This is a genomic window from Priestia sp. USM5, from assembly GCF_058323215.1.
Genome location: NZ_JBSGKN010000001.1, coordinates 3,430,931 through 3,456,040 on the forward strand (window position 1 = coordinate 3,430,931; position 25,110 = coordinate 3,456,040).

Annotated in this window: 23 protein-coding genes and 1 pseudogene; 8 read left to right on the top strand and 16 right to left on the bottom strand. The window is 39.5% G+C overall.

The window, feature by feature from the left end; translation table 11 throughout:
- Positions 1 to 23 precede the first annotated feature (23 nt).
- Genes ACWATA_RS18325 through ACWATA_RS18340 form a run of 4 tightly spaced genes read right to left on the bottom strand, consistent with a single transcriptional unit; the run spans position 24 to position 4,805 of the window.
- A complete protein-coding gene (locus ACWATA_RS18325) occupies positions 24 to 734 on the bottom strand; it encodes an ABC transporter ATP-binding protein (protein WP_182029583.1) in 711 nt (236 codons plus the stop codon).
- Positions 731 to 1,876 carry an ABC transporter permease gene (locus tag ACWATA_RS18330; protein ID WP_473050026.1) on the bottom strand — a complete coding sequence of 382 codons (1,146 nt, stop codon included), beginning with the start codon at positions 1,874 to 1,876 and terminating at the stop codon, positions 731 to 733. Before ACWATA_RS18330 ends, ACWATA_RS18325 begins: the two co-directional genes overlap by 4 nt.
- Positions 1,873 to 3,096 (bottom strand): ABC transporter permease, encoded by a 1,224-nt coding sequence (locus ACWATA_RS18335; RefSeq protein ID WP_473050027.1) that lies wholly within the window; start codon positions 3,094 to 3,096, stop codon positions 1,873 to 1,875. Before ACWATA_RS18335 ends, ACWATA_RS18330 begins: the two co-directional genes overlap by 4 nt.
- Before the next feature lie 14 nt (positions 3,097 to 3,110).
- Positions 3,111 to 4,805, bottom strand: a complete 1,695-nt coding sequence (locus tag ACWATA_RS18340; RefSeq protein WP_473050028.1) for a hypothetical protein — start codon at positions 4,803 to 4,805, stop codon at positions 3,111 to 3,113.
- 507 nt (positions 4,806 to 5,312) lie between these two features.
- On the opposite strand from ACWATA_RS18340, the gene ACWATA_RS18345 reads away from it, so the two are divergent.
- Entirely contained in the window at positions 5,313 to 5,630 is a 318-nt protein-coding gene (locus tag ACWATA_RS18345) for an iron-sulfur cluster biosynthesis family protein (protein WP_013055888.1), read from the top strand.
- Between the two features lie 43 nt (positions 5,631 to 5,673).
- On the opposite strand, the gene ACWATA_RS18350 is transcribed toward ACWATA_RS18345, so the two are convergent.
- The 5 genes from ACWATA_RS18350 to nagE form a co-directional block, all read right to left on the bottom strand.
- The gene (locus ACWATA_RS18350) at positions 5,674 to 5,991 is read right to left on the bottom strand and encodes a hypothetical protein (RefSeq protein ID WP_013082157.1); all 318 of its coding nucleotides are present in this window, start codon (positions 5,989 to 5,991) and stop codon (positions 5,674 to 5,676) included.
- A gap of 79 nt (positions 5,992 to 6,070) precedes the next feature.
- On the bottom strand, positions 6,071 to 6,445 hold the full coding sequence (locus ACWATA_RS18355; protein ID WP_063247601.1) for a VOC family protein: 375 nt from the start codon (positions 6,443 to 6,445) through the stop codon (positions 6,071 to 6,073).
- Between the two features lie 131 nt (positions 6,446 to 6,576).
- Positions 6,577 to 7,296 (bottom strand): DUF554 domain-containing protein, encoded by a 720-nt coding sequence (locus ACWATA_RS18360; protein ID WP_033579488.1) that lies wholly within the window; start codon positions 7,294 to 7,296, stop codon positions 6,577 to 6,579.
- 150 nt (positions 7,297 to 7,446) lie between these two features.
- On the bottom strand, positions 7,447 to 7,629 hold the full coding sequence (locus tag ACWATA_RS18365) for a hypothetical protein (protein WP_080754389.1): 183 nt from the start codon (positions 7,627 to 7,629) through the stop codon (positions 7,447 to 7,449).
- Between the two features lie 138 nt (positions 7,630 to 7,767).
- Positions 7,768 to 9,645, bottom strand: a complete 1,878-nt coding sequence (gene nagE / locus ACWATA_RS18370) for an N-acetylglucosamine-specific PTS transporter subunit IIBC (protein ID WP_430093142.1) — start codon at positions 9,643 to 9,645, stop codon at positions 7,768 to 7,770.
- A gap of 328 nt (positions 9,646 to 9,973) precedes the next feature.
- Here nagE and nagA point away from each other — a divergent pair, with 328 nt between their 5' ends.
- The 4 genes from nagA to ACWATA_RS18390 are packed head-to-tail and all read left to right on the top strand — an operon-like array spanning position 9,974 to position 13,425.
- Complete coding sequence (gene nagA, locus ACWATA_RS18375; protein ID WP_328179934.1) at positions 9,974 to 11,158, top strand: N-acetylglucosamine-6-phosphate deacetylase; 1,185 nt, start codon at positions 9,974 to 9,976, stop codon at positions 11,156 to 11,158.
- Positions 11,159 to 11,160: 2 nt separating this feature from the next.
- The gene (nagB, locus tag ACWATA_RS18380; protein ID WP_033578330.1) at positions 11,161 to 11,898 is read left to right on the top strand and encodes a glucosamine-6-phosphate deaminase; all 738 of its coding nucleotides are present in this window, start codon (positions 11,161 to 11,163) and stop codon (positions 11,896 to 11,898) included.
- Positions 11,899 to 11,955: 57 nt separating this feature from the next.
- The gene (locus ACWATA_RS18385; protein ID WP_034270436.1) at positions 11,956 to 12,681 is read left to right on the top strand and encodes a GntR family transcriptional regulator; all 726 of its coding nucleotides are present in this window, start codon (positions 11,956 to 11,958) and stop codon (positions 12,679 to 12,681) included.
- A gap of 18 nt (positions 12,682 to 12,699) precedes the next feature.
- Positions 12,700 to 13,425, top strand: coding sequence for an SIS domain-containing protein (locus tag ACWATA_RS18390; protein ID WP_099330728.1), 726 nt, complete (start codon positions 12,700 to 12,702; stop codon positions 13,423 to 13,425).
- Between the two features lie 216 nt (positions 13,426 to 13,641).
- Here ACWATA_RS18390 and ACWATA_RS18395 read toward each other — a convergent pair whose 3' ends face one another.
- From ACWATA_RS18395 to ACWATA_RS18410, 4 genes are all read right to left on the bottom strand, one after another.
- Positions 13,642 to 14,127: a hypothetical protein gene (locus ACWATA_RS18395; RefSeq protein ID WP_050688262.1), complete on the bottom strand. Its 486-nt coding sequence runs from the start codon at positions 14,125 to 14,127 to the stop codon at positions 13,642 to 13,644.
- A gap of 475 nt (positions 14,128 to 14,602) precedes the next feature.
- Positions 14,603 to 15,061, bottom strand: coding sequence for a GNAT family N-acetyltransferase (locus ACWATA_RS18400; protein ID WP_049163486.1), 459 nt, complete (start codon positions 15,059 to 15,061; stop codon positions 14,603 to 14,605).
- 1 nt (position 15,062) lies between these two features.
- Positions 15,063 to 15,341 carry a YesK family protein gene (locus ACWATA_RS18405; RefSeq protein ID WP_311265116.1) on the bottom strand — a complete coding sequence of 93 codons (279 nt, stop codon included), beginning with the start codon at positions 15,339 to 15,341 and terminating at the stop codon, positions 15,063 to 15,065.
- 142 nt (positions 15,342 to 15,483) lie between these two features.
- Positions 15,484 to 15,993 carry an SUKH-4 family immunity protein gene (locus ACWATA_RS18410; RefSeq protein ID WP_223546654.1) on the bottom strand — a complete coding sequence of 170 codons (510 nt, stop codon included), beginning with the start codon at positions 15,991 to 15,993 and terminating at the stop codon, positions 15,484 to 15,486.
- 454 nt (positions 15,994 to 16,447) lie between these two features.
- Here ACWATA_RS18410 and ACWATA_RS18415 point away from each other — a divergent pair, with 454 nt between their 5' ends.
- Positions 16,448 to 19,636 carry a S8 family peptidase gene (locus ACWATA_RS18415; protein WP_473050030.1) on the top strand — a complete coding sequence of 1,063 codons (3,189 nt, stop codon included), beginning with the start codon at positions 16,448 to 16,450 and terminating at the stop codon, positions 19,634 to 19,636.
- Between the two features lie 39 nt (positions 19,637 to 19,675).
- Here the strand turns inward: ACWATA_RS18415 and corA are convergent, their stop codons facing one another.
- Positions 19,676 to 20,647, bottom strand: coding sequence for a magnesium/cobalt transporter CorA (gene corA, locus ACWATA_RS18420; protein ID WP_013055874.1), 972 nt, complete (start codon positions 20,645 to 20,647; stop codon positions 19,676 to 19,678).
- A 549-nt stretch (positions 20,648 to 21,196) separates the two neighbouring features.
- Between corA and ACWATA_RS18425 the strand changes: the two genes are divergently transcribed.
- Together ACWATA_RS18425 and ACWATA_RS18430 are read left to right on the top strand one after the other, a co-directional pair.
- Positions 21,197 to 21,568, top strand: coding sequence for a PilZ domain-containing protein (locus ACWATA_RS18425; RefSeq protein WP_028407825.1), 372 nt, complete (start codon positions 21,197 to 21,199; stop codon positions 21,566 to 21,568).
- A 76-nt stretch (positions 21,569 to 21,644) separates the two neighbouring features.
- Positions 21,645 to 22,475: an LCP family glycopolymer transferase gene (locus tag ACWATA_RS18430; protein ID WP_221817974.1), complete on the top strand. Its 831-nt coding sequence runs from the start codon at positions 21,645 to 21,647 to the stop codon at positions 22,473 to 22,475.
- A gap of 193 nt (positions 22,476 to 22,668) precedes the next feature.
- Here ACWATA_RS18430 and ACWATA_RS18435 read toward each other — a convergent pair.
- Both ACWATA_RS18435 and ACWATA_RS18440 read right to left on the bottom strand, forming a co-directional pair.
- A pseudogene (locus ACWATA_RS18435) lies at positions 22,669 to 24,015 on the bottom strand (FAD-binding oxidoreductase).
- Between the two features lie 408 nt (positions 24,016 to 24,423).
- Positions 24,424 to 25,089, bottom strand: a complete 666-nt coding sequence (locus tag ACWATA_RS18440) for a cupin domain-containing protein (protein WP_034270470.1) — start codon at positions 25,087 to 25,089, stop codon at positions 24,424 to 24,426.
- Positions 25,090 to 25,110 lie beyond the last annotated feature (21 nt).

Below are 25,110 nucleotides of genomic sequence, written 5' to 3' on the forward strand. Positions count from 1 at the left end.
TCTTTTTTTATGATTGTTTACTCTTAATCATGCAGCAGCTTATACACAACGTTCTCTTCTGCGTCTTCCCCAGTCTTTTCCTTCGCTTGGTCCATCGTGCCGACAAACTCCAGCTTTCCTTCCTTTAAGACGGCAAACCGATCACACACGCCTAAAATTTCATTCAAATCATGGGTGATATAGATAATCGTCTTTCCTTTTGCCGCCAGCTGTTTAATATAACGAATGATCTCAAGCTTGGACTGCAAATCAATTCCGACTGTCGGCTCGTCCATTAACAAAACGGACGGTTCATGAATAAGTGAAACGGCTATATTCAGCTTTCGCTTCATGCCTCCTGATAAATTTTTCACTTTATCCTTCCATCTTCCTTCGAGCTGTACAGCTGAGCAAAGAGACTGAAGCTGTTCATTCGACAAAGAGCGTGAAGTCATTTTGCTCCACATTTTCATGTTTTCTTTTACGCTAAGCTCTTCCCACAGCGCTATGTCTTGTGGAACGTAGCCAATGACTTCTCGTATCGCTTTTTGATTTTTCTTAAGCGATAAGCCTCCAATCGTGACATTCCCGCTTGAAGGAGCCGTAATGGTAGACAAAATAGACAGAAGCGTTGACTTACCAGCGCCGTTTGGTCCTAAAAGACCAATGACTTCTCCACTTTCTACGGTCAGCGTAACATTTGCTAACGATTGTTTTTTTCCGTATGTTTTGCTAACATTGTTAATTTCAATCATTTAATGCTCCTCACATTCCACACTATTTTAAACGTGCACAAACATATGCATCCAATGGAAACAGCTATCTCTTTCCAAATGAACGTAAGCGGCAGTGTATGCTGATACAGAAGCAGATGCTGCGGAAGCCACTGACTTATTCTTTCAATCGTTGCAGAAAGCTCTCCTACCGGGAAAAAGCTCCCTCCTATTATGCTGAGTCCTGTGACCATGACGACGCTGATCATATAATAAGAGCCAACTCGCTGACTTTCACTTGCAAGCCACGTGCTAAAAGCAACGCATGTGATCACATAGATACACATATACAGCAGCACACCGTAAGACTCTGCTCCATACAGCCATTTAAATAGAGCAAAGCTGATGAAAGCTTGAAGCACGTATAGCACAGCATAAGCGGCGCTGACGCTTCGAATATAACCGTAAAGTCCTTTTTGCATCGTTTTCATTCGTTTGAAAAGGTGCCTCCGCTCTCTAATCATCCAATCTGATGTAATGCAGCAAAGTAAAAGCGTAAAAAATCCCCATAGCGGCACGTATCCGGTCATTTGAACGCTCCCTTGCTTCTTATGCTTCTTCGTTCCTTGCGCCTCGTAATCAATTGTCATCAGCGGCTTTGGTTTCCACTGGTTATCGGTATAGTGATACGCTTCTTTCCATAAATCCGGTCCTGCATGAATGTTATAGACTTTATATAAAAAACGCACTTCATTTGCGGCTTTAACATTTGTCGTTAACCGTGTCACTTCACTGGCCACGACTTCTCGAACCGCTTCTGTCGCAACAGAAGAAGGCAGCGTAAGCAAATCAATGACTCCTTGATAATTCCCCGCTTCTACTTCTTGCTGAAATCCGTTAGGAAACACAAAAATGCTGTCAATTTTATTTTTTGCCAGCTGCTTTCTCGCTTGTTCTTCATTCATAGAAAGAAACTGAATTTCTGTTGTTTTCTGCAGTCGATCCATCACTTGTTTAGACATGTTGCTGCGGTCTTGATCGACAAGAGCAACGGGTATTTTTGAATCACTTTGTACTTTTGCTAAAAATGAGCTGCTGATGACCGTTCCTATTAAAGGTAAAAAGAAGATCATGACAATAAGCATAGGACGCTTCAGCAGCTGCTTTATTTTTTCACTGATCATTTTCTCCACCGCCTTTGCATAATCATCACGTAGCTAACAGCAAGAACAAAACTTCCTGCTGCCGTAATGAGAATAGGCTTAAGGTAAAGAAAAGCTTCGTTTGTGTTATATCCATCAAATTCATAAAATAACAGCTCCAAGACGCGGGTGTTGAGTGACCATTTCTGAAAACCACTCGCCCAGTCTGGTAAATAGACGACCGGCACAACATGTCCACTTAAAATCGCACTCAGCAAAATAAACAGCAAACCGGTTATTTGATAAGCTTTTTGTGATAAAAAAAGAACCCGAAGAAGTAAAAACAAACATAAAAAAGCAACCAAACTTCCGCTTACCCCTAAAAAAAGCTCTCCGTACGTACCGGTTACAGGCAGTTTCAGTCCTTTAATGAGGCTTCCAAATAAAACGACAGATACCGGTAGCAAAAGAACAAACAGAGCCGTCAGCTGCGCTAAATAAATGCGAAGAAACGATACACCTCTTGTTTTCATTCGATCCAGCACGGGAGAAGTCTGCGTTTCACTAGCAAGCAGCCATCCTCCGTAGCTCCAAATCATAAGCAGCAAAGCAGCAAAAGACAGGACATAATATTGCTTCATATCCTGCTGAAAGAAACTCGTTTCTACTTGTTCATCAAATAAACTTCCTCTATCTAATACATGAAGCCCAAACGTTACTAAGCTCTTCTTAAATTCTGCGCGTCTCTTTTCATCAGAAACATTTTCTTTTTCTAAAAAGGCATCAACCGTATTAATACCGCTTTGAGCAGCTGACGTGTAGTCGGCTGCACTTTCCATCACGTAGCGAAACAGCTGTGACTGAAGCGGCTTATTGCTGTTTCCAATGACGTGTAAAGGCTGATTTTCCCCATGAGCAATATCGTGACTAAAACCTTTTGGCAGCGTTACAATGGCTGCCACTTTATTTTCTCGCAGCAGCTGTTTAGCTTTCTCTTCATTCGTATAAAGCGGCTTCATGATCTTGCGAAGCTTACCTTCAGTCAGCTGTTCGATGACGTACTTCGTCTGTGCAGTATCATCTTTATCCACAATGGCCACGGGAAACCGATTGACTTTCTCCTCACCTTGCATGGTCTGACTAATAATGATCCCTGCTCCAAGTAAAAACAGAGCAGGGATCATTATTAGCAGTATGAGAGATTTTATATTTTTCAATAGAGCTTTACATGTAAAAAGAGTCAAAGAGAAATATATCTTCATCTGCTTTGCACCTTTTAGTAACCAGCGGTTCCCATATTCATCATGAGACCTTGAACATTTTTAGCGAAATTTTCTTGAATCGACAGCATATCTTCAGGCGTTACATCTTTTACGTTTGTCGCATTAGATGCGTCAAGCTCTGGAATAGAGGCTGATTTTTTTAATTGAGAAGCAGAGTCAATTTTTAACGTAACGTTTGCAGGATCTGCTTTTGGTCCTATTTTTGTACGAATATCAAACGAATAATCTGCTTTTCCTTTTGAAGCACTTATTGCTTGATTCTGCTTTACTTCTCCGTTTACTACTAGATCTTCTTGATCACCTAAGTCTAAAGAGAAAGTACGGTCAGCCGTCTGTTTTGCATCGGTTTTACCGTTGATTACTGAATTCATTTTAAACGTCATATTCGTGTCTTCATCTTTTGAATCTTTTGTTAAGACGTGAATAGACATATTTTCTTTTCGTTTGTCACTTTCTTTTGTTACATCATTTTTCATATCAAACGTTAACACATCATCCGTACTGTTCTCCGTTAGCACTGTTTTGAACTGCTTTGCCGTTTTGTTATCTTCGTACGGAACATTTTTAGTCACTACGTTAATCTTGCCTTTATCGTCAGAAGCATTTTTTAGACCCATGTTCATATCGCGTGCTACAACAACATCGTCTTGAACGTACACGGTTGATTTAACACCGCCAGGATACGTGATATCTTTTGCATCTTTTTGGAAGTCTTGAAGACTTTCTTTTACTGATTTTTTCAATTCTTTTGGATCTGCCATATCTTTTAATTCTGGATTTGTCGCTGCTGAAGATTTAAACAGCTTAGACACGTGATTTGCATAGATAGTATGAAGCTTGTCATCTTTTGCTACCTTTGCAATAAGCTTATCCATAAATTGTTTTGTTTCTTTGTCAGACATGTTAAGCGTCACGCTTGTTAACTGAAGCGTTTTGCCATTTGTTTTATAATCCACATTTTTTTCTTTTGTAAAATAATCGCTGTCTAGCTGATCATAAATGAACGTTCCGTACTCTTTTGCAATGTAGGTTTTTTCTTTTTCCGTTAACTTTAAGTCTTCTAAACTTACGTTGCTCGTGTTAATATCAAGCGTTTCAGGACCTGAATACGAAGGATCGAACTTACGCGCTGCCTGTCCATATTCGTCTAAGTTTAAATAGAAATATTCATTTGCTAGAATCGGGGCTTTAAAGCCTATTCTTTCTTTCGTTTGAAAACCTTCTAGGTCAAGCGCTTTTGAACCGCCGATATTAAGAGCCAGTGAACCGTATGCTTCACTTTTTTTCGGATCTTGTTCCGCTTTAATTTTAATTTCAGCTTTACTGATAAGATCTTGAATCATTTTAAAGCTTGGATCATACGAAAGTGAATCCATGTTAAAGCCGCCTTTGACAGTAGCATTTGTGGTAGAAGGCTGCTTCATCGCTTTTTCCTGATAAGCCATCGTTTCACTGTACTTCGTTTCTAATTCATCTGCTGCTTTTTGGTACGTATTTACTTCAGAGATTAAGTATAATTGCTTAGGAGATTTTTTAAATACCGTAGCAAATGTAATTACTCCTCCAATAATCACAATTAAAGCTGCCAAAATGATAATCCATTTAGCTGGCGCTTTTTTGGGAGCGGGCGCTGTTTCTAGCGAAGCCGCTGTTTCGTCTGTTGTTCTGTTTTGATCTTTCTCACTCATCTACACCAGAACCTCCTATGTATTTTGTTAGTCACTTTGTACATGATAAGGAATGGTTTCCATAAATTCTACTACTTCGACAAAATAAGACAATAATTAGTCCGATAAACCGATGTCTTTCGGTGCAATATCGTGTGCAAAGTACTCTACTTAAGTACCCAATATATTGAAAATAAAACCAATTATTCAAAACTATCTCAATAACTATTAAAATACGTAAATGACTTATCCTCTTGTATTTTTACAATATATTCCTATAATTAAGTATTTACACCTAAGAATTACAAAGCGCAGTTTTTTCCTCTTTCCTTTCATCACATACAGGTGATATCTATGTACGTCTTTATGAAAACATGATAAAAACATCAGCGTTTTGTTCTGTTTTGAAAGGGAAATAATAATAGTGAGAAAGCTTTTTTCTTGCCCGTGACATAAAAATCGAATAAAGTATTCCTAAATACATTTCACACAATTTAATTTGAGGATAGAAAAAGGAGGATATCATTTATGAATATACGCGTCACTCCTTCTGCAAAAGAAGCGTTGCAGAACGTGGAACAAAATCAAATGATTCAGCTTTCTTTTGATCGGGGAAGCTGCGATATTGTTAATACGATTTATGAAATGAAGATCATCTCAAAGCGCAGCCTTCAACCCTATGAAAAAGTTGTAACAGTTGAAGACCTGGAATTTATTGTTGATGATGACATGGAAGAAGTGTACGACAATGAGCTGGTGATTGATCACGCAGCAGGTGCTTTTGTCTTCAAAAATCATAACCAAATTTTTAATAACCGCGTAGGATTGCGCTATATCAATTCATAGAAAAAAGCAGGGAGCTCCCTGCTTTTTTTCTTGCATATGTCTTTTATCGATTGACTTTCAACCGCTCTTGGATAAACAACAACACGTTCACAAGGCTATTTTCTTCATATACATTCACTTGCTGACGCTTAAATTCCCCTTGTTCATGGTAGTAAATAATATCTCCCGTTCCTTTGTCTTCATTCATATGTAAATGAAAACTAAGCGGCGTTGCCAAAATAGATCCGTCTTCATCTCGCTGAAGAATTTGACAAAGCGTTTGATTCCCTTGTTTTTCAGATAAAAAGTCATAGCCAAATTGACGTGCTAACTTCTCCACTTGTGCAGCAATAAGAGCTGTAATCTGTTGATTGTCTTTCATAAGCAGTATTTCTCCTTACTTCATCTCATTAGGGTTTTATTATTAGTATACTATACCTTAAACTTCTGGAGCTAACTACTTATCCTGTACAAATCATGACCACATGTCCATCCGGATCTTTTATCGTAAAAAACGAAAAATCATCAAAAGAAGTAATCGGAGAATCAATCGTATAGTCCATTCCTTTAACAAATTCATACGCTTCTTTAATATCTTCCGTATGGAAATTAAAAATTGGATGGAGACTAGCCACTATTTGTTTTTCTGTTCCTTCTGGGCCAGCATCCAGCGTTAACCCTGTTTCTCCATCAATTTTAAGATTATAAACGGGGTTCTTCACCTGGCTCATCTTGTATTCTTGACTCAGTAGCTCGCTATACCATTTTACTGAAGACTTTAAATTGGAGACGTGGATAAATACCGTATTCATTTTGTTGAAAACAGGACTTGGCATTTTTACCCTCCTTTTTGTTTTTCGATTCATTCTATACCATTATCCACGTATCACTTTATACCTGCTACTTCCTTAACTTTTGCTCATATAGATACAAAAAAGCTTGCGAATACTATTCACAAGCTTTGTCTTCATAAAAAATATGTATGCTGTACAACTACAATCACAACCGCAATTAAAATCGAAGGCAGTAAATTGGCAACTTTAATTTTAATAATTTCTAATAAATTAATTCCAATTGCTAAAATTAACACGCCGCCTACTCCTGTGACTTCGGCAATGATACTATTCATTAAATCTTGCGGCACAACCGCATTAATTTGCGTAGCAAATAACGCAATGATACCTTCGTACAGAAATACGGGCACCGCTGAGAAAATGACGCCTATTCCAAGCGTAGTCGTTAATAATAATGAGATAAATCCATCCATCACCGCTTTCGTAAACAATACGCTGTGATCGCCTCGTATTCCGCTGTCTAATGCCCCTACAATCGCCATCGCTCCAATAACAAAAATTAGCGTTCCTGTCACAAAGCCCTGTGACATACTAAATGTTTGCTTGTCATTTTGCTGTGATTGAAATTTTCGTTCAATCATATTGCCTAAAAGGTTTAGCTTTTCATCTAAATCAATGAACTCACCAATAACCGCTCCAATGGCTAAACTCAAAATTACAATTAAAAACTGATGACTTTTAAAACCCATTTGCAAACCGAGGGTGATAACGGATAAACCCATCACTTGCATCACCGTCACGCTTACTTTTTCAGGAATGCGGTGAGCAAGCTTGCCCATTAATGTTCCCACAACAATTGCTAATCCATTGACTAATGCTCCTATAATAAACATGCTGTCACCTTTACTTTGAATAATGCCGTTTCTTTTTTCACTTGTTCTACTCCCTCTCTGCTGCGCACTAGCTGTATCAAACACCCTAAATTTTAACACAAAATTCTCTCAATTATGAAGAAAAGAAAAAGAGATTGAAACGTAACTAGATTACCCCATATAAAAACGAACAAATAGGATACATGAGCTGATTGCTTGCAACAACGCTGTTGATTTCCGTGCAAGACTTCGCTTTCCGCGGGCGGCCGGTAAGCCTCCTCGTCGCTTATGCTCCTGCGGGGTCTCACCTGTTCCGCTTTTCCCGCAGGAGTCTTCACCTTGCCCTCCAATCAACAGCCAGAAGCAACTAAATAGATTGAATCTACGTTCACCATCACATTGAATCTACGTTCACCATCACAATGAAAAGATCCGAACGATGAATCGTTCGGATCTTCTTTTAACTAGAACAGGTTTGTTCCAGCCTTTTTATTAAAATGTAATAACGTCTTTTGTACCTTGCTTTTGGTAGCCTGTTTTTAACAGCTTCACTTCTTTATCCGCTGGCAAGTTGGTAAATACAACCGGTGTCACAATAGACGGTGCATGCTTTTTAACATACTCTAAATCCACCTGTAAAAGAGGTGTTCCTTGTTGAACGCTGTCACCTTCTTGAACAAGCGCTTGAAATCCTTCTCCTTTTAAATTCACAGTATCTAATCCAACGTGAATCAGGATTTCAATTCCTTCTACTGTTTTTAAGCCAATCGCATGTTTTGTTGGGAACACGGTCATGACTTCACCGTTAATCGGTGATACGAGCGTTCCTTCAATCGGTTCAATCGCAAAGCCGTCGCCCATCATCTTTTGTGAAAACACTTGATCTTCCACTTCACTAAGCGGCTTTACAACGCCTTCAAACGGTAAAACAAACTCTGTGTGTGCATCTGTTTGAACAGCCTGTTGTTCAACAGGTGCAGCGGTTGACGCTGTGCCGTATTTAACTAATTGATTCATTGCGTCTGCAACAAACTCTACTTCTGTTCCGACAATGACTTGAACATTTGTTTTATTGAGCTTCATGATTCCTCTCGCTCCGTGGCGCTTTAAGGCAGCTTCATTAATATTGCTAGCATCAGCTACTTGTAAGCGAAGACGAGTCGCACAGTTATCAATTACGGTTAAGTTTTCTTTTCCGCCTAAATCTTCAATAAAATACGATGCCATATCCACATATTTATCGCCTGTTGCTACAACCGTTTCGTTTGATGTGTCTACTTCTTCATCATCTTCACGTCCCGGTGTTTTTAAATTTAATGCTTTGATCAGCGTGTAGAAAATGACAAAGTAAATGACCGCATATACAATTCCAATTCCCGCTAACAGCAGCGGTTTTTGTGAAATTCCGTAGTTTAAGAAGAAGTCAATGGCACCTGCTGAAAATCCAAATCCAGCGTGAATGCCAAGAGCAACGGCTAAAGCCATCGATATTCCCGTTAAAACGGCATGAATAACGTATAATAGCGGTGCTACGAACATAAATAGAAATTCAATTGGTTCCGTAATTCCTGTTAAAAAAGAAGTAACCGCAAGTCCGATTAACATACCGCTGACTTGTTTGCGTTTTTCTTTTTTAGCTGCTGCAATCATCGCAAGCGCAGCTGCCGGTAAACCAAACATCATAACCGGGAAGAATCCAGACATGAACGTTCCTGCCGTTGGATCTCCTTTAAAGAAGCGATTCAAATCTCCCGTTACGCCGTGATAGTCCCCGAATACAAACCATACTAAGCTGTTTAACACGTGATGCAGTCCAATTGGAATCAACAGACGGTTTAAAAATCCGTATATACCTGCACCAAGCGCTCCTGCTCCTGTAATCCACGTTCCTAAGTTGTTAATTTGATCTTGAATCGGCGGCCAAATAACCCCGAAAATTCCTGCAAGCGCAAGCATAACGACTGAAGTAATAATCGGTACAAACCGCTTTCCTGCAAAGAAGCCGAGCCACTCGGGCAGCTTAATCGCTGAGAAACGATTGTATAGTAAACCAGCCGTTACCCCCGAGACGATCCCGCCGAGTACACCCATATTAATATCTTTATCAATAGCTACAGTTCCTTTTGTTAACACAAAATAACCGACCACTCCGGCAAGTGCTGCTGCGCCGCTTCCATCTTTTGAAAGCCCTACAGCAATACCGAGTGCAAACAGTAGTGCTAAATTCGCAAAAATCGCATCTCCGGCTTGAGCCATAAATGGAATATCTAATAAGTCCTTTTGACCCAAACGAAGAAGCAATGCCGCAGCAGGTAATACTGCGATTGGCAGCATAAGCGATTTACCAATACGTTGTAAAAAATTCAGCATGTTTCTATCCCCTTTGTATAACGTATTTAACCCGATGTTACGAGCAAGGATTTTCGTAACAATATTTATCGGATGACAAGTTACCGCATTCATCCCCGGCCTATGATTACATCATCAGCTGAAATGAAGGCGGTTTTACTGCATGGACTCATACTAGCACACAAAATATATAGTTGTCTATACCAATTTTCTTTTTAAAAACCTCTCTATATCAATGTTAAAAGCCCTTACAAAACTTTCTAATTCACAAAAAAGAATTAACTGGTCTAGACAACTATTCCAAAAAGCGTTACACTTAAATCAATACAACGAGCAAAGGAGTGTATGTATGGATACACATTCATCCATCATTATTTATAATGTAACCGTTTATAGTGAAAATCAGACATTAAAAAACGGGTATATTAAACTAACGAACAAGAAAATTACTGAAATCGGAGAGATCCATCAATACGTACGTCAGCCGAAAGACCATGTAATTGAACTTTCTCCTTCATATAAAGTGATTCCTGGTGCCATTGACGTGCATATTCATGGCGTTAACAATGCGGACGCTATGGACGGTACGGCAGAAGCATTAAAAACAATGGCGCGCACGCTTCCTAAAGAAGGTACAACAAGCTTTTTAGCAACTACTATGACGCAGTCGAATGAAGCGGTTGAAAAAGCACTTCGCAACGCAGGCGCTTATATCGAAGAGCAAACAGATGCGGATGCTGAAGTAGTTGGTATTCACTTAGAAGGTCCGTTTATTTCACCGAAACGTGCGGGCGCGCAGCCTCCTACTCACATTCAAGATCCGAATGTGGCACTGTTTCAAGAGTGGCAAAAAGCAGCCGGAGGACATATTAAACTTGTTACGTTAGCTCCCGAGCAGCCAAACGGCTTATCTCTTACTTCTTATTTAAAAGAAACAAACGTTGTCGCTTCTATTGGCCACTCTGACAGCACATATGATCAAGTTGATGAAGCCATCGAAGCAGGAGCTTCTCATATTACGCATTTATATAACGGCATGCGCGGTCTTCACCATAGAGAGCCCGGCGTATTAGGCGCCGCTTATTTGAGAAATGAATTATTTGTAGAGCTGATTACAGACGGCATCCACTGCCGACCTGAAATGGTCAAGCTTGCGTACGATCAAATTACAAGTGAACGCATGATTCTTATCACGGATTCTCTTCGTGCCAAATGGCTAAAAAACGGTACGTATGATTTAGGAGGACAGCCTGTTCACGTAAACGATACAACGGCTACCCTTGCAGATGGAACGTTAGCAGGAAGCATCTTAAAGATGAACGATGCGATTAAAAACACGATGAGCTTTACGAACTGTTCATTAGAAGACATCGTAAAGATGACCGCTGAAAACCCAGCAAAACAGCTTAATCTGTTCGATACAAAAGGAAGCCTCAAAATTGGAAAAGATGCGGATATCGTGGTGTTAAATGAAAACTTAGATGTTGAAATGACATTTTGCCGAGGCACATTGAGCTTTCAAAAGGAGGACTAACAATGAATATCATCCAAGTGAAAAACTACAGTGAAATGAGTGCAAAAGCAGCTGATATGCTGATTAGCAAACTTCATGAAAAACCAAATATGAATCTGGGACTTGCAACAGGAGGCACGCCGAAAGGATTATATGATCGTTTAATTCAAGATCATAAAGAGCACGGCACGTCTTACAAACACGTTACTTCCTTTAACTTAGATGAATATGTGGGAATGAAGCCGCAAGATCCAAACAGCTATCACTACTATATGGCAGATGCGTTATTTAATCACATTGATATTGACGTAAGCAACACGCACGTTCCTAACGGGCTGGCTGATACGCCTGAAGAAGAATGCCGCCGCTACGATGAAATGATTCAAAATCACGGAGGCATTGACCTTCAGATTCTTGGAATCGGTCAAAACGGACACATTGGCTTTAACGAACCTGGTACGTCATTCAACTCTCCTACTCATATTGTGACGTTAGAAGAGTCAACGCGAAAAGCCAATGCGCGCTACTTTAATTCTCTTGACGAAGTGCCTACTCAGGCTATTACAATGGGAATTGAATCGATTATGAAAAGCAAAGAAATTTTACTGCTTATCTCCGGGGAAGCCAAAGCAGAAGCGATGTATCAGCTGCTTAACGGAGAAATCACAGAAGACTTCCCTGCTTCTATTTTAAAGAAGCATCACTGTGTTACAATTATTGCGGACCAAGAAGCTTTAGCTAAAGTATCGACTACGGTTTAATTTATAGCCTCCTCGTCTTTTTTAGATGAGGAGGTTTACATAAAGGAGAGAACTTAAGTGATTGATAAAAGCTCACCTCTTCCGATTTATTATCAAATTGAAGAACAGTTGAAAAAACAAATTGAAAACGGAGAGTTAAAACCAAATGATTCGCTTCCTTCTGAACGCGAGTTTGCAGAACGATTTGAAATCAGCAGAATGACCGTTCGCCAAGCAATTAACAATTTAGTAAACGACGGTTATTTATACCGTCAAAAAGGCCGCGGCACCTTTGTATCTGAAAAAAAACTGGAGCAGCAGCTCGTTGGATTAACGAGTTTTACAGAAGATATGAAAGCGCGCGGAATGGTGCCAAGCAGTAAATTGCTGAGCTTTGAAATCATTGCGGCTTCAGAAAAAATTGCCGAGCAGCTGCACATTTCTCTTCATGCACCTGTTTATGAAATCAAGCGTATTCGTTTAGCTGACGACGTGCCAATGGCGCTCGAAAGCGTATATGTATCCGCTAACTTAGTCAAAGGGTTAACAGAATCCATTGTTAACGACTCTCTTTACCGCTATATAGAAGAAGAGCTAGGCCTAAATATTGGTGAAGCCAATCAAACGTTAGAATCCATTTTAGCTTCTGAAACCGAAGTGAAGCATCTTGGAATCAACTCATATTCACCCGTTCTACTGATTCAACGAAATACGTATTTGCAAGACGGCACGCCGCTTGAAGTGGTGAAGTCTTCGTACCGAGCAGACCGCTATAAGTTTACGATTAACATGACACGATCTTAAAACTAAGGAGTTTTTTTTATGTCTAGTTTATATCTACAGGAACTAACAAAACTGCTTGCTAAAGTGGAGGCGCATGAACAGCAGGCAATAGAATCCGCAGCCGAGAAAATCTCACAGCAATTAGCTTCTCATCACCTCATTCATTTATTTGGGTGCGGTCATTCTCATATTTTAACGGAAGAAGTGTTTTACCGTTCTGGAGGGCTTGCGCCGATTCATCCTATTTTTGTGGAAGAACTGATGCTTCATAAAGGAGCTTCGCGCTCTTCACAGCTAGAGCGTAAAAACGACTATGCCTCCACCTTTATGGAAAAAGAAGATATCGTACCAGGCGATATCATGATTGTCATTTCTACATCGGGCGTAAATCCCGTTCCGATTGATGTAGCTTTGATTGCAAAAGAAAAAGGCGCCTTTGTTATCGGGCTTACCTCTCCTTCTTATGCCACGAGCCGGGCTTCGCGACACAAAAGCGGAAAATACCTTCATGATGTCGTGGATCTTGTTATTAATAATCATATTCCAAAAGGAGACGTTCTTCTTCATCAGCAAGACATTTCCTTCGCTTCTGGTTCTACTGTAATTGGAGGCGCTATCCTAAATGATGTCCTATCTAAAGCCATACAAAAACTGCTCAGCCGCGGCATCACGCCTCCTGTCTTTTTAAGCGGAAACATGGAAGGTTCAGATGAACATAACCAGCGGTTGATTGATGCTTACAAAGGAAGAATTACTGCCCTATAACAGCCCCTGCGGCTGTTTTTTTGCACAAAAAAAAGATGCTTGAAAGCATCTCATCAAAGTCGGACTGTACGTTTTGGACTAGATCTCCTCTTTATCAGTAGAAGTCTTGTTCACAGCACCATAACCTACTTATCCGACATAATTACTATGTTTAACATAAGTATACTCTTTTATACCTTAGGTGTCAAATAAGTTATAAGAAATTTCGTAGGGCATTCATTTGAAGATTTTTTTACGGTAATGTTCTAGCTGGCTTTTAGCTTCTTTCATAATTGTCGTATGTATGATTTCATCCGTAATGTTAAAATAATTGTCTCCGTACTGATAGTCATCTATCATATCACTAATTTCAAGCCAACCTACTAACTTGGTCGGACAGTCAAGTTCAATGAACATGTTGTATAAGTGATTGGCTTCTGTTAGCGCTCTCTCTTCATGCTGCACAATCGTTTGAAGCCGCGTATAAATCAGGTAATCTGTACATTCCTGTTCACTCGGTTTCAATAAGGAAAGCTCTTTTAAAGTACGCTGAAAATAATCTTCTATTTCAAAGAGATTATAAGGTGGTTGGAGAGAAGCTAAAATAGAAAGAGATAAAGAATCCTGTTCGTGCTCCAGCATAGAAAGTGCCCATGGTAAATAATGTTTTTCCGCTGTGACACTCTTTTGATAAATATAGTAAAAGAGCTCGCGTGTATCCATAGAACTCCTCCTTTCTTTTTCGTGCCGATACAATTTCGAATAGTTTACCATACCTATAAATTTTACATGTAAATACCTGCCGAAGCTTTATATAAGTTTTATTGTGCATCTCACCAAAAAGAACCTGCATCAAAACTGATGCAGGTTCTTCCCTTCATATCATTCTAATTATTTCATGTTCATTTGCCCTTGTGAGGCCCTTTCGCTACGTATATCGGTTCATAACGAGAGTGCCAATTGTCAGATCAGAATATCTGCTTTTCATGTGAGGTAATACGTTTGCTGAAGTTGCTGTTAAGTATTCCAAAACTAAACCAATCCCTTCATGAAGCTAAGTATTTACCTTTCACAGTAGCCTTAGAAAAATTTCTATCGGCTCTGTACTATCTGTATACCACGTTTCAATTGAACTAAACTAAAAAATTCATTTTAATCAAAAAATTCTTACCACGGGGATACAACCATTAGCAGCGAATTACAAATGGAGCTTTAATCCTTCATGAGAAGCTGTGAACCCAAGCTTTTGATAAAAACGCAAAGCAGCTGACCGTTCCTTGTCGGTTGTTAATTGTATCAACTGACAATTACGTTCTTTCGCTCGTTCAATCGCCCATGTAATTAGCTGATATCCAACCCCTTTCCCGCGCTCTGATGAAGCTGTTCGAACTCCTTCAATCGTGGCTCTCCACCCGCCTTGTCGTGCAATGTGGGGCGTAAAGGTTAGTTGTTGAACACCTATTACTTCACTATCTTTACATGCGACAATCAGTTCATTGTTTGGATCCGCATCAATTGCCTGAAATGCTTGGACATAACAGTCTGGAAGCGGTAATTCATAGCGCTCTCGTTTGCTTCCGAGCATATCATCCGCGAGCATTTCAACAATTTGATCCAAATCTTCTCGCACTGCTTCTCTAAAGGTTAGCTCTCCCATTTTATACAGCACCTTTCCCTCGTCCATTTATGATATTAAAAAGAACATTGACGAACAAGCTCAGAACCGACGCCAAAAACAAAGCAGCCGCTAAAGCACCAAGACCCATTCCTTCAAAGCCGCCAACTCCAAATATGCTATATAGAAATAGAAATATGCTTATTAGCATGCTGCTAAGTGAAATTCCGTACTGCACGGGCGAGTTTCTTCTATAGAAGAAATGCGACGCACCAAAAAGCAGCACAAAGAAAGCACCCATTAATCCAAATAAAGAAATCATTTACACTCTCCTCCCTCTAAAAAAAGGAATTTATATCCATTATATACTATCATTTTTATTTATTCTATCTATATTAATAGCCCTGCAGCCACAACTAAATAAACATGACCAAAACGGCCATGTCTATTTTTCTACTATATTATTAAAAAGAAAGTTCTTTGAACCAAAAAGAATAAGGGGCTAAGCAAGCTTCATCAATTTCATTCATACGTTTTTTGCATCGCTGCAGCACCTCAGCAGGAATGTGTCGCTCTAAGTATGCAGATTCTCCGTTTGCTTGAATCGTTTCTTCTACTAGCTCTTCAAACACATCTAAGCATGCTAAAAACTGCGGAAAAGTTGTATTCACGAAACGCTCGCAGTCATCGTTGGACGTATCGAGCAGCACAACCGAACCGTTTTTTTGATGAAGACAAATTGGATCTCCAGCGCCGGTTGTTCCTAAAAACCAATAGTGCTGGTAGCGAGATGATAACTCAAATGTTTCGCATAATGTTGTTAGCTTTCCTTTGGATGAAACGAACTCTAGAAATGGTGAAGCTTCTTTGGGCAATCCTTTTTCTGTTAGCAACTTCTTTGTCTCTTTATCAATATCAAGGGGTGCAAGCTGTTCGGCATCAAACTTCATTCGTTTTTCCTGTCGTTGCATCACATTTGACAACTTCTTTCACTCCTTTTCACCATTTGCTCTTTCTTTGCTTTTGTTTATTATAAAAGAAATCCAGCTCGTATTATATGCTACAAATGAACTTAATTAGACTGAAAATTTTTCCAATCTTTATTTATATAGCCCGATTTCCTCTTTATAAACACAGGTAAAAAGAAACCGATCAGATTTTCTCCAACAGATTCTGCTTTTAAAAATATTTCTCATTCCCTTCTTCCCTTTTCAGCGTACTTTCGCCTCTTATAAATAGGCTCAATCTTTATTATTCCAATTTTTTCTACTTTTTGCAACTAGGACTTATCTCACCATTTTTTATGCCAGATTAATAACTTGACAAAATACTAAAATAAGCAACAGTAATTATTTACAAGTTTTTAAACTTTATGGTTTAATAGGTATGTAATTCCTGTTTTTTACTATATTTTTTTGGAGGTTTAACATGAAAAAAGGGTCAATTTATCGTTTTATTGCTTTTGCTTTAATGTTCACCTTGTGTTTTAGCCAATTAGGCTTATTGAAAACACAAGCAGCAGGCAATCCTCCTGCTAATGAAAAAACATTAAGCATTGGTAAAGCAGCAAAAGGAACATTTACAGAACCAGAACAAACGCATTGGTACAAAATTAATCCTTCTAAGCAAGAGGTAGCAAAGTTTTCACACTACCGAATTAAGCTTCAAAGTGATGATGAAGTAAACATCACGGTTTACTCTAGCCTTGAAAATGCCAAAAACAACGTGGCATTTGACCGTTATATGGGATACTCCTACAAAGATGAGCCTGCTCAGCTTGATTTTCCAATCGCTTGGACTGGCCCTTATTATGTGAAAGTTGAGTATTATGGAAGCGAAGACGACATGATTGAAGAAGATGCGGAAGATGGTTCAACTTCTCCAGAACCACAGCCGGAAGAAAAAACAGAAGTTCCATATACAATCAGCTATGAAGGCGCTTCACTTCCTCCTTCTCAAATGATGGAAGAAGAATGCCCGGCTGAATTAAGTACAAGCCAAAAAGAAAACGGAAAAGGTATTTTAAAAGATTTGCGTACGATTCGTGACGCTGTGCTTTCAAAAACAGCAAGCGGAAAAGACCTTTCTTCTCTTTACTACAAAGCCGCTCCGTTTATCAGCTCTAAAATGATCATCGATAAATCGATGCGCGAACAAGTATACAAAGATTTAGTTCAGCTAAAGGGTCTATTTACAGATGTAGCGAAAAACGGCGCATCAAGCACATATATGATTACAAGTGCTGATCAAAAAGCAATCAATGATTTATACAACATCGCTTATAAATCTGTTCCGACTGCTTTAAAGAAAGACTTAGAAAAAGTAGCAGCACAGACAAAATTAAAAGACGTAACGGACTTAAACGTATCGTCTGTATTAGTAAGAGCTAAATTAGTCAGCGCAAACAGCGTTTCAACAAAAGCGGAAACTCGCTATATTGTTAAATTAAAAGATGGTGCAAATGCAAAGTCATTTAAAACAAAAGCACAGTCAAAATCAGCAAGCATTGAATCTATTAATCCATTAAAACAATCAGCTGCTTCTTTTGATAATATGTTTGTTATTCAATTAGATGACAGCAATGGAAAAAGCTTCAGCACGTCGTCTGCTCAAGGTAAAATGACGGCAAAACAAATTCAGGCACTTCCTGAAACTGAATTTATCGAGCCGGTTCAAGAATACCACGCTCTTTCAATGGATTCACAATATCCGTATCAATGGTCATTAAACAATACGGGCAAAAATGACGGTACGCAGCATGCCGATATTCAATATGAATCGCTTGAAAAATTACTAAACGGGCAAAAGTTAAAAGATACGGTTATTGCTGTTGCCGATACGGGTGTCGATTCATCACTTGCTGATTTAAAAGGCGTCGTGGATACAAAAACAGGCTATAACTACGTGGATCGTTCGTCAAATGCAACTGATGACAACGGACACGGAACTCACGTAGCAGGTATTATCGCAGCCTCTGCAAACAATAACTATTCAATGGCCGGCATTAATTCTCATGCGAAAATTTTACCGGTTAAAATTCTAGACGCATCTGGAAGCGGAGATACAGAACAAATTGCGTACGGTATTAAATATGCGGTCGATCACGGTGCAAAAGTTATTAACTTAAGCCTTGGCGGATCTTACAGCCGCGTGCTTGAATATTCATTAAAATATGCATACGACCATAACGTAACGGTTGTAGCAGCAAGCGGAAACGACGGTATGGAAGAGCTCTCTTACCCAGCTTCATCTGCCTATGCGATTTCAGTAGGCGCGTCAAACCGTTTAGATATCGTATCTGACTACTCAAACTATGGAAAAGGATTAGATATTACAGCTCCAGGCTCTGATATTCCAAGTCTTGTTCCAGACGGAAACGTTACTTATTTAAGCGGAACATCAATGGCGACACCTCATGTGGCAGCCGTTGCGGGATTATTACTGTCCCAAAACCCAGGCTTAAAGCCAAAAGACGTTGAAAAACGCCTAACGGATACAGCTAAAGATATTAAGTTTGACGAGAAAGATGCTCCTGTATATGATGACGAAGAAAGTCCAGCAGAACCTCCTGCTCCAGGCTACGATTACGTATCAGGATGGGGACGTTTAAATGCGTACAGCGCGGTAAGTGCACAGCAGCTGCAAGCGCAGGTAAATACATTTGTCAGCACGCAAAAAGTTGTTACAGGTAAAGCTCAAAGCGGTTCAACTGTTAAAGTAATGAACGGCTCAAAAACACTTGGCACTGCCAAAGCTGATGCAAAAAATACGTTCTCTGTGAACATTCCAGCTCAAAAAGCTGATACCGTTTTACAAGTGGTTGTCACAAACGGAAAAGCAAGTACGAGCATTCGTGCAGTTGTTCAAAAAGCACCTGCCAAACCAGCGGTAAAAGCCGTGACGAATAAAGATGAATACGTAACAGGAACATCTAAAGCGAATTTTACGGTAAATGTTAAAAACAGCGCTAAGAAAGTGATTGCTTCAGGAAAAGCTGACGCAAAAGGCGCGTTCAAAGTAAAAATTCCAAAACAAAAAGAAAACACAGTCTTGTACATCACGGCTACAAACAGCCAAAAACAAGAAAGTGAAGAAGTAAAAGTAACGGTGCGTGACGTTATTGCTCCAAATGCACCTAAAGTGAATCCAGTCAGCGACGCGGATACAGCTATTAAAGGAACAGCAGAAGCAAATGCATCTGTTGTAGCCAAAGTGAACAACAAAGAAATCGGCAAAGCAAAAGCCAACGCAAAAGGTCAGTACAGCATTGCCATTAAAAAACAAAAAGCGGGTACAGCAATCAGCGTAACAGCGGCAGACGCAGCTAACAACACAAGTAAAGCTACGACTGTAAAAGTAAGCGATAAAACACCCCCTGCTGCACCAAGCGTAAATGCTGTCACAACAAAAAGCACGGCTGTAACGGGTAAAGCAGAAGCAAATGCTACCGTAACGGTAACAGTAAACAAAAAAAGCATTGGCTCTGCTGCTGCTAACAGCAAAGGACAATACTCAGTAAAAATTAAAAAGCAAAAAGAAAAAACAGTCTTAAGCGTAACCGCAAAAGACAAAGCGAACAATACGAGTAAAGCAACAACAAAAACGGTGACAAAATAAAGAAAAAAGGCGCTTGGCTTATGGCCAAGTGCCTTTTTGTTATAACAGCTGTTTGTTTTTAAAGTATTTCCACATTCCCCACGTTAACACAATTAACATAACAATAATAACAGCAGTAGCCCAGTGGGAATTTTGATATGGAATCGGTACGTTCATTCCAAAAAATCCGGTTACGAACGTTAGCGGAAGCATAATCGTTGAAATTAACGTTAAGACATTCAGCTTTTCAGATGAAGTTGCATTGGTAATAGAATAATACGTATCAAGCGCACTGTTTACGAGGTCTCTAAACGTTTCGGCAGAGTCTACAATACGCTCCAAGTGGTCAAGCAGGTCAATGTAGAAAGGAACATTTTCTTCTCGTATGTCGAATTTCCACTTTCCATTAACCGTTAAGAAAATTCGGCGCTGAGGCAGAATAACGCGACGGATTAAGATAATCGTTCTTTTTAACGCCAAGAACTCTTCCGTCACTCCGCGGACTTCTTTGTTGTAGATTTCATCTTCTAATTCATCAATACGCATGTCAATTCGGTCTAAAATCGGAAAATATTCGTCCGTGATGCCATCAATCAAAGCATATAGCAAAAAGTCGGCGCCGCGGTTCATAAACTTTGGATAGCGTGAGCACACAGCATCCATTTTGCGAAGCCAGCCCATTTTATGTTTATGAATCGTCACTACGTAATTTGATCCGACAAAGGCATTTAACTCAAGCGTCGTAATCTCGTCATCACTTTCTTCGTTATAGCGAAGGGCGTGAAAAACGAAAAATTTATAGTCTTCGTAATCATCCATTTTAGCGCGAGGACTGTCGTGTAAGCAGTCTTCAATCGCCAATGGGTGAAAATCGAATAATTTAGCAATTTGAGCAAGCTCTTGTCCGTGGACATCATACAGATCAATCCACAGCAAATTATCAGGATTGCGCAATTTCTCATGCACGTCTCCTAAATCAAGATTCGTTACCATTTCTTTTGTTTCATCATCATATAAGTATGTTTTAATCATTGATTTTTCACCTCACATCATTGAGGCATTAAGGAGTATTTTCCTTCGTTGAAATGAGAGGAACACATACACCTTTGTTGCCCCTATCTTGTTTTGCAGTAACCTTCATCGAAATGGGGTCATCAGTGCCCATTCATCTCACCTCCTAATTAGTTGAAGGAACGCTGACTTGTAATACAGCTACTTCACAAAGTTTAATTTTAACATACAATCCAACTCTAGCGTAGCGCTTTTTTCAAAACCTTTTCCTCTCTATTTAAAGTTTCAAACAAAACTTCCGATACTATAAAAGCAGTTATAATCGGCAATCGATAACTAAGACAGCTTGAATCCTCCCACAAAGGTTCACCTAATCGTAGGCCACCAACCCCGCAAGGGGGGTGACCTACGATTAGGTCTAGAATATCTACCATGGCCGGTCTGTGGCCATGGTAGATATTCTACATCGATAAACATTATATGGGGGATGGGGAAAAACGTGTAGGAATTTTTAGACTTTCATCGAATACTTACTTAACAAACTTAGATTACGAAAAGGACTGATGATACATGCATTTTAAACGTGAAGAACCGTTTCGCTTTTTATTTGAGACTCCCATTGTTGGAACGTTTTCCATTGCTAAATACGACAACAAAGAAATCGATTCTAAGCCAGGTCCTTTGTCTGTTATCGACCTTTCACCAAAAGGAATCAAAATAATTACGCCGCTTGATTTACCTATTTTCAACCATCAAATTCAGCTAAAAATCAGCTTTTATTTAAATGAAAAACCCATCCATATTACCGGACTTTGCGTGTGGAAAGAAAAACGGCACACCGAATACCTTTATGGCATTGAAGCATTTAACGATGTGGAAGAACAAGCAATTTTAATTACAGAGCTCAAAACCTACGCCAAGAAAAAGCAAGATAAGCAATAAAAATAGCGCTCATTTGTTTTACTCCCCTTTTAAGATGGCAATACTACGAACGACTTCGATAGAAAAAGGTGAGACGATGAGCAGCAAAGCAAAAAAAGAATGGATTGGCGGTCTCGTACTGTTTTTACTCGTCAGTTTTGTCAGCATCACGTTTGCAGGCTATCATACGGTGAAAGCTGCCGTTGATCAAACGTATGTACCGCTTGAGCATGGTAACAAAACACACGTCAATTTAAAAAAAGGACAACCGTTTTCCCTGCTTTTAATTCAAGAAAACCATCAAAATACGTCATTTGTATATATGACTGTTAATAAGCAGCATGAATCAATAAAAATGACCCACTTGCCAGGGTCAACTCAGCTCGGCAATGAAACACTGCGAACCATTTATCATCAAGGAAATATGAATGCTGTTGTAAAAAAAGTCGAAACATATGCAAAGCTTCCTGTTGATTATTATGTCAAAATGGATCAGCAGTCAGTCGTCGATGCTGTAGATAAATTAGGCGGCATTATCGTCACAAACAAACGTGCTTTTGAACACAGCAACATTGTTTTTCCAAAAGGAGCGATTCGCCTTAACGGAAAAGAAGCACTTGTTTATTTAAAGGAGCGGAATGAACAAGACGTCTTTACGGCGCATGAAAGACAGCTGTCCGTCGCGAAAGCCATTTTCAGCCAAGCAGCTACGATTCCCAATGTTACAAAGCTGCATTCTCTTGTATTTACGCTGGCTGATCACATTGAAACCAACGCAACCTTTAATGATATCAAACGGATTCAAAAAACCTACAAGCCGGCCGTTGCTCACGTAGACAAGCAGCAATTTCCGCAAAACGAATGGAATCAAAAACAAGTCACAACGCGGCTGTATAAGCACTTAGAACGCAGCGAGCTGTTTTTATAACCGCAGGAGATTGATTCCTGCGGTTATTGCGTATGAGTTATATGTAGATGCATAATTAAATCCTTTTTGATTTTTGCTAGCTTATAGAGAATGTGATTTTTCTATATAAAAACTGACCTTCGATTGATAGATGCTGCTTACCAATCAAAGGTCAGTTCTAAGCCTAAGAGGTCTTATTTAATGAATAAAAGTTTCAGCATGATGATGGCGGTATGCTTTGAGGAAAACGAAATAAATTTTCTGGATCATATTTCGCCTTTACCTCTCGAAGCCTTGAAAAGTTTGATCCATAATAAGCTTTTCCGAAATTTTCAATATTTTGGTCAGGAACATTAACATATGAACCTGTTACATAAGGCTTCATCATCTGACGTACTTTTTCAACTGATGCAAGGCTAGCAGCTTCTTGTGATTTCTTTTCCCAACTAGCAGTCCATTCAGTATAAAACAAAGGGCTGCGCCAGAAAAAGGCTGTTTTGTGGCTTGGTACTTTACTTATCGCACCGCCCCAATTTATAAAAAAGAAGTTGGACTCTGTACCGGGAGCTTCTTCCAAGAATTTCTTCATGATTGAAATAGGCTCTTCCGACCATAAATCAAGTCCCCATGATGAGGAAAATTTAACGCTTTGATCAGATCTACCAGGGATTGGTTCGTCAGGGTCTAAGAAATCTATAGCGTCTGGATAAGGTAATGTTTCTATCACGATTTGTGATGGAGTACCTGTATTTGTTAAAGGCTCTAATAATTGAATTAGCTCCTTTTTTGAACCTAAAAAGATACCTTCTGCATGACACAGACCATTTACTTTGCTGAAAATCTCGAGGATGCATCCTAGCCGTGAGTCTACAAACGGGGCCCAATTCTGCCACGTTTTAAATACCGCTTCTAGCTATTCCCATGGCCAAATAATGTTAAAAACTGTTGCGGTTTTAGGTGCACGACGAACTTGAAACGCGTATTGAGTATTATATCCAAAGTTACCGCCTCCACCACCTCTAGATGCCCAAAATAAATCTTCATTGCAAGATTTATTTGCTTCAATAATTTTGCCATGTGCATCTACCATTTTCAAGCCGACAAGGTTATCGCTTATAAGGCCAATCGACCGTGAGAGTACGCCAAATCCTCCTCCCATCGTAATTCCTCCGATTCCAACAGTTGGGCTATCCCCAAACGGCGCCATAAAACCTTCACGAGCCAAACCTTTTACAAGCGGGCCTACGTGCACTCCTGTTTGAACAACAGCAATTGCATTTTTTTTATCTAAGTGAACTTTATTCATGTCGCTCACATCAATAACAAGCCCTCCATTTACTACTGAAAGGTTCTTATCGAGAGCGTGACGACCACTTCTGACGCGCAGTGGTACATTATTCTCACGAGCCCATTTAATAGCATTACTAACATCATATGAATTTTGTGCAAAAACAAAGACAAGAGGAAAGACGTCAACATAAGGATTCCAGTTCTTAACTGCCTCTTTATAACCAGGGTCACCCTTAAAGATTACTCGCCCTGTTAGGTGTGTTGATCCCATATACTATACTCCACTCCTACTAGATATTTAATTACCAATACTAGTATATGTAGGGTTTTTGACAAGCTCTTGGACAAATTATCGACTAACTAAAAAACATGAAAATCTACCTAAGCGTATACCTTTCACAGAGAATTTTGATGTTGAAAAAGTTCCCCAAAAAGCTATTTTTATAGATTTTTAACCAAATTAACTACTGATAATTCTGGTTAAGTGAACTAGGTTTGCGTATTATATGCATAGTCAAACCTAGTCATATAGGAGATTACTATAAGAACCCTGATGTTTTTCACCTATGATAAGTCATAGGTTTGTTTACTTGATTTCTGGACCTGTTTGATTTGGCTCGGAGGGAAAAAAAGTATAGAGGTACGGCAGAATTTCCGTTAAACTCATTAAAAAGAACCCTTACACGTCTTGCCCCTCTTCAGAAGCAAGTATTTTCTCATTAATTTTGACGATAATTCTTTCATCATTCCCATCACTTTTATACTCATTTGCTTGTTTCATCTTATAGTATTGCTTACTCTCAGGCGGTCCAATCACAACTGTATCGGTAATTGGAGCGACGGCTTCTGCTACTTCGTTTGCGCTTACTCCGTATGCTTTTTGAAACACAATAGGAGGCGTTAAGCGCAGCACGTCGGATCCTTCTGTAGACTCAAATTGATCGTTGTTAAAAAAGAGATGCAGATGCGCTTCTTCCGATAGAGGTTCAATCCAATGCCACCAGCCCATCGGTATAAAAACAACTTCGCCTTCTTTTATTCGGTAATTGTGCATGCTGCTTGTATCAGGGTCCAACACAGACACCTGCACTTCACCTGAAACGACGACATCTAATTCCCACGCGTTTGGATGCCAGTGCGGCTCTCTCATATGCCCTTTCGTCATATATAAATCAACAAACGCACCTCCGAGCATGGCAGGCAGCTGGGTTGAGGTTAGCTGATACGCTATATTTTGATCGTTTCGTTTGAACAGGACGTTTTGCTTATAATTCACTGACAGATTAGGCGTTCCTGAGCTTTTTTTAATATTTGAATTATCCGGCACAAATCCAGATTTACTCATAGTGTCATACCCTCTTTTCAT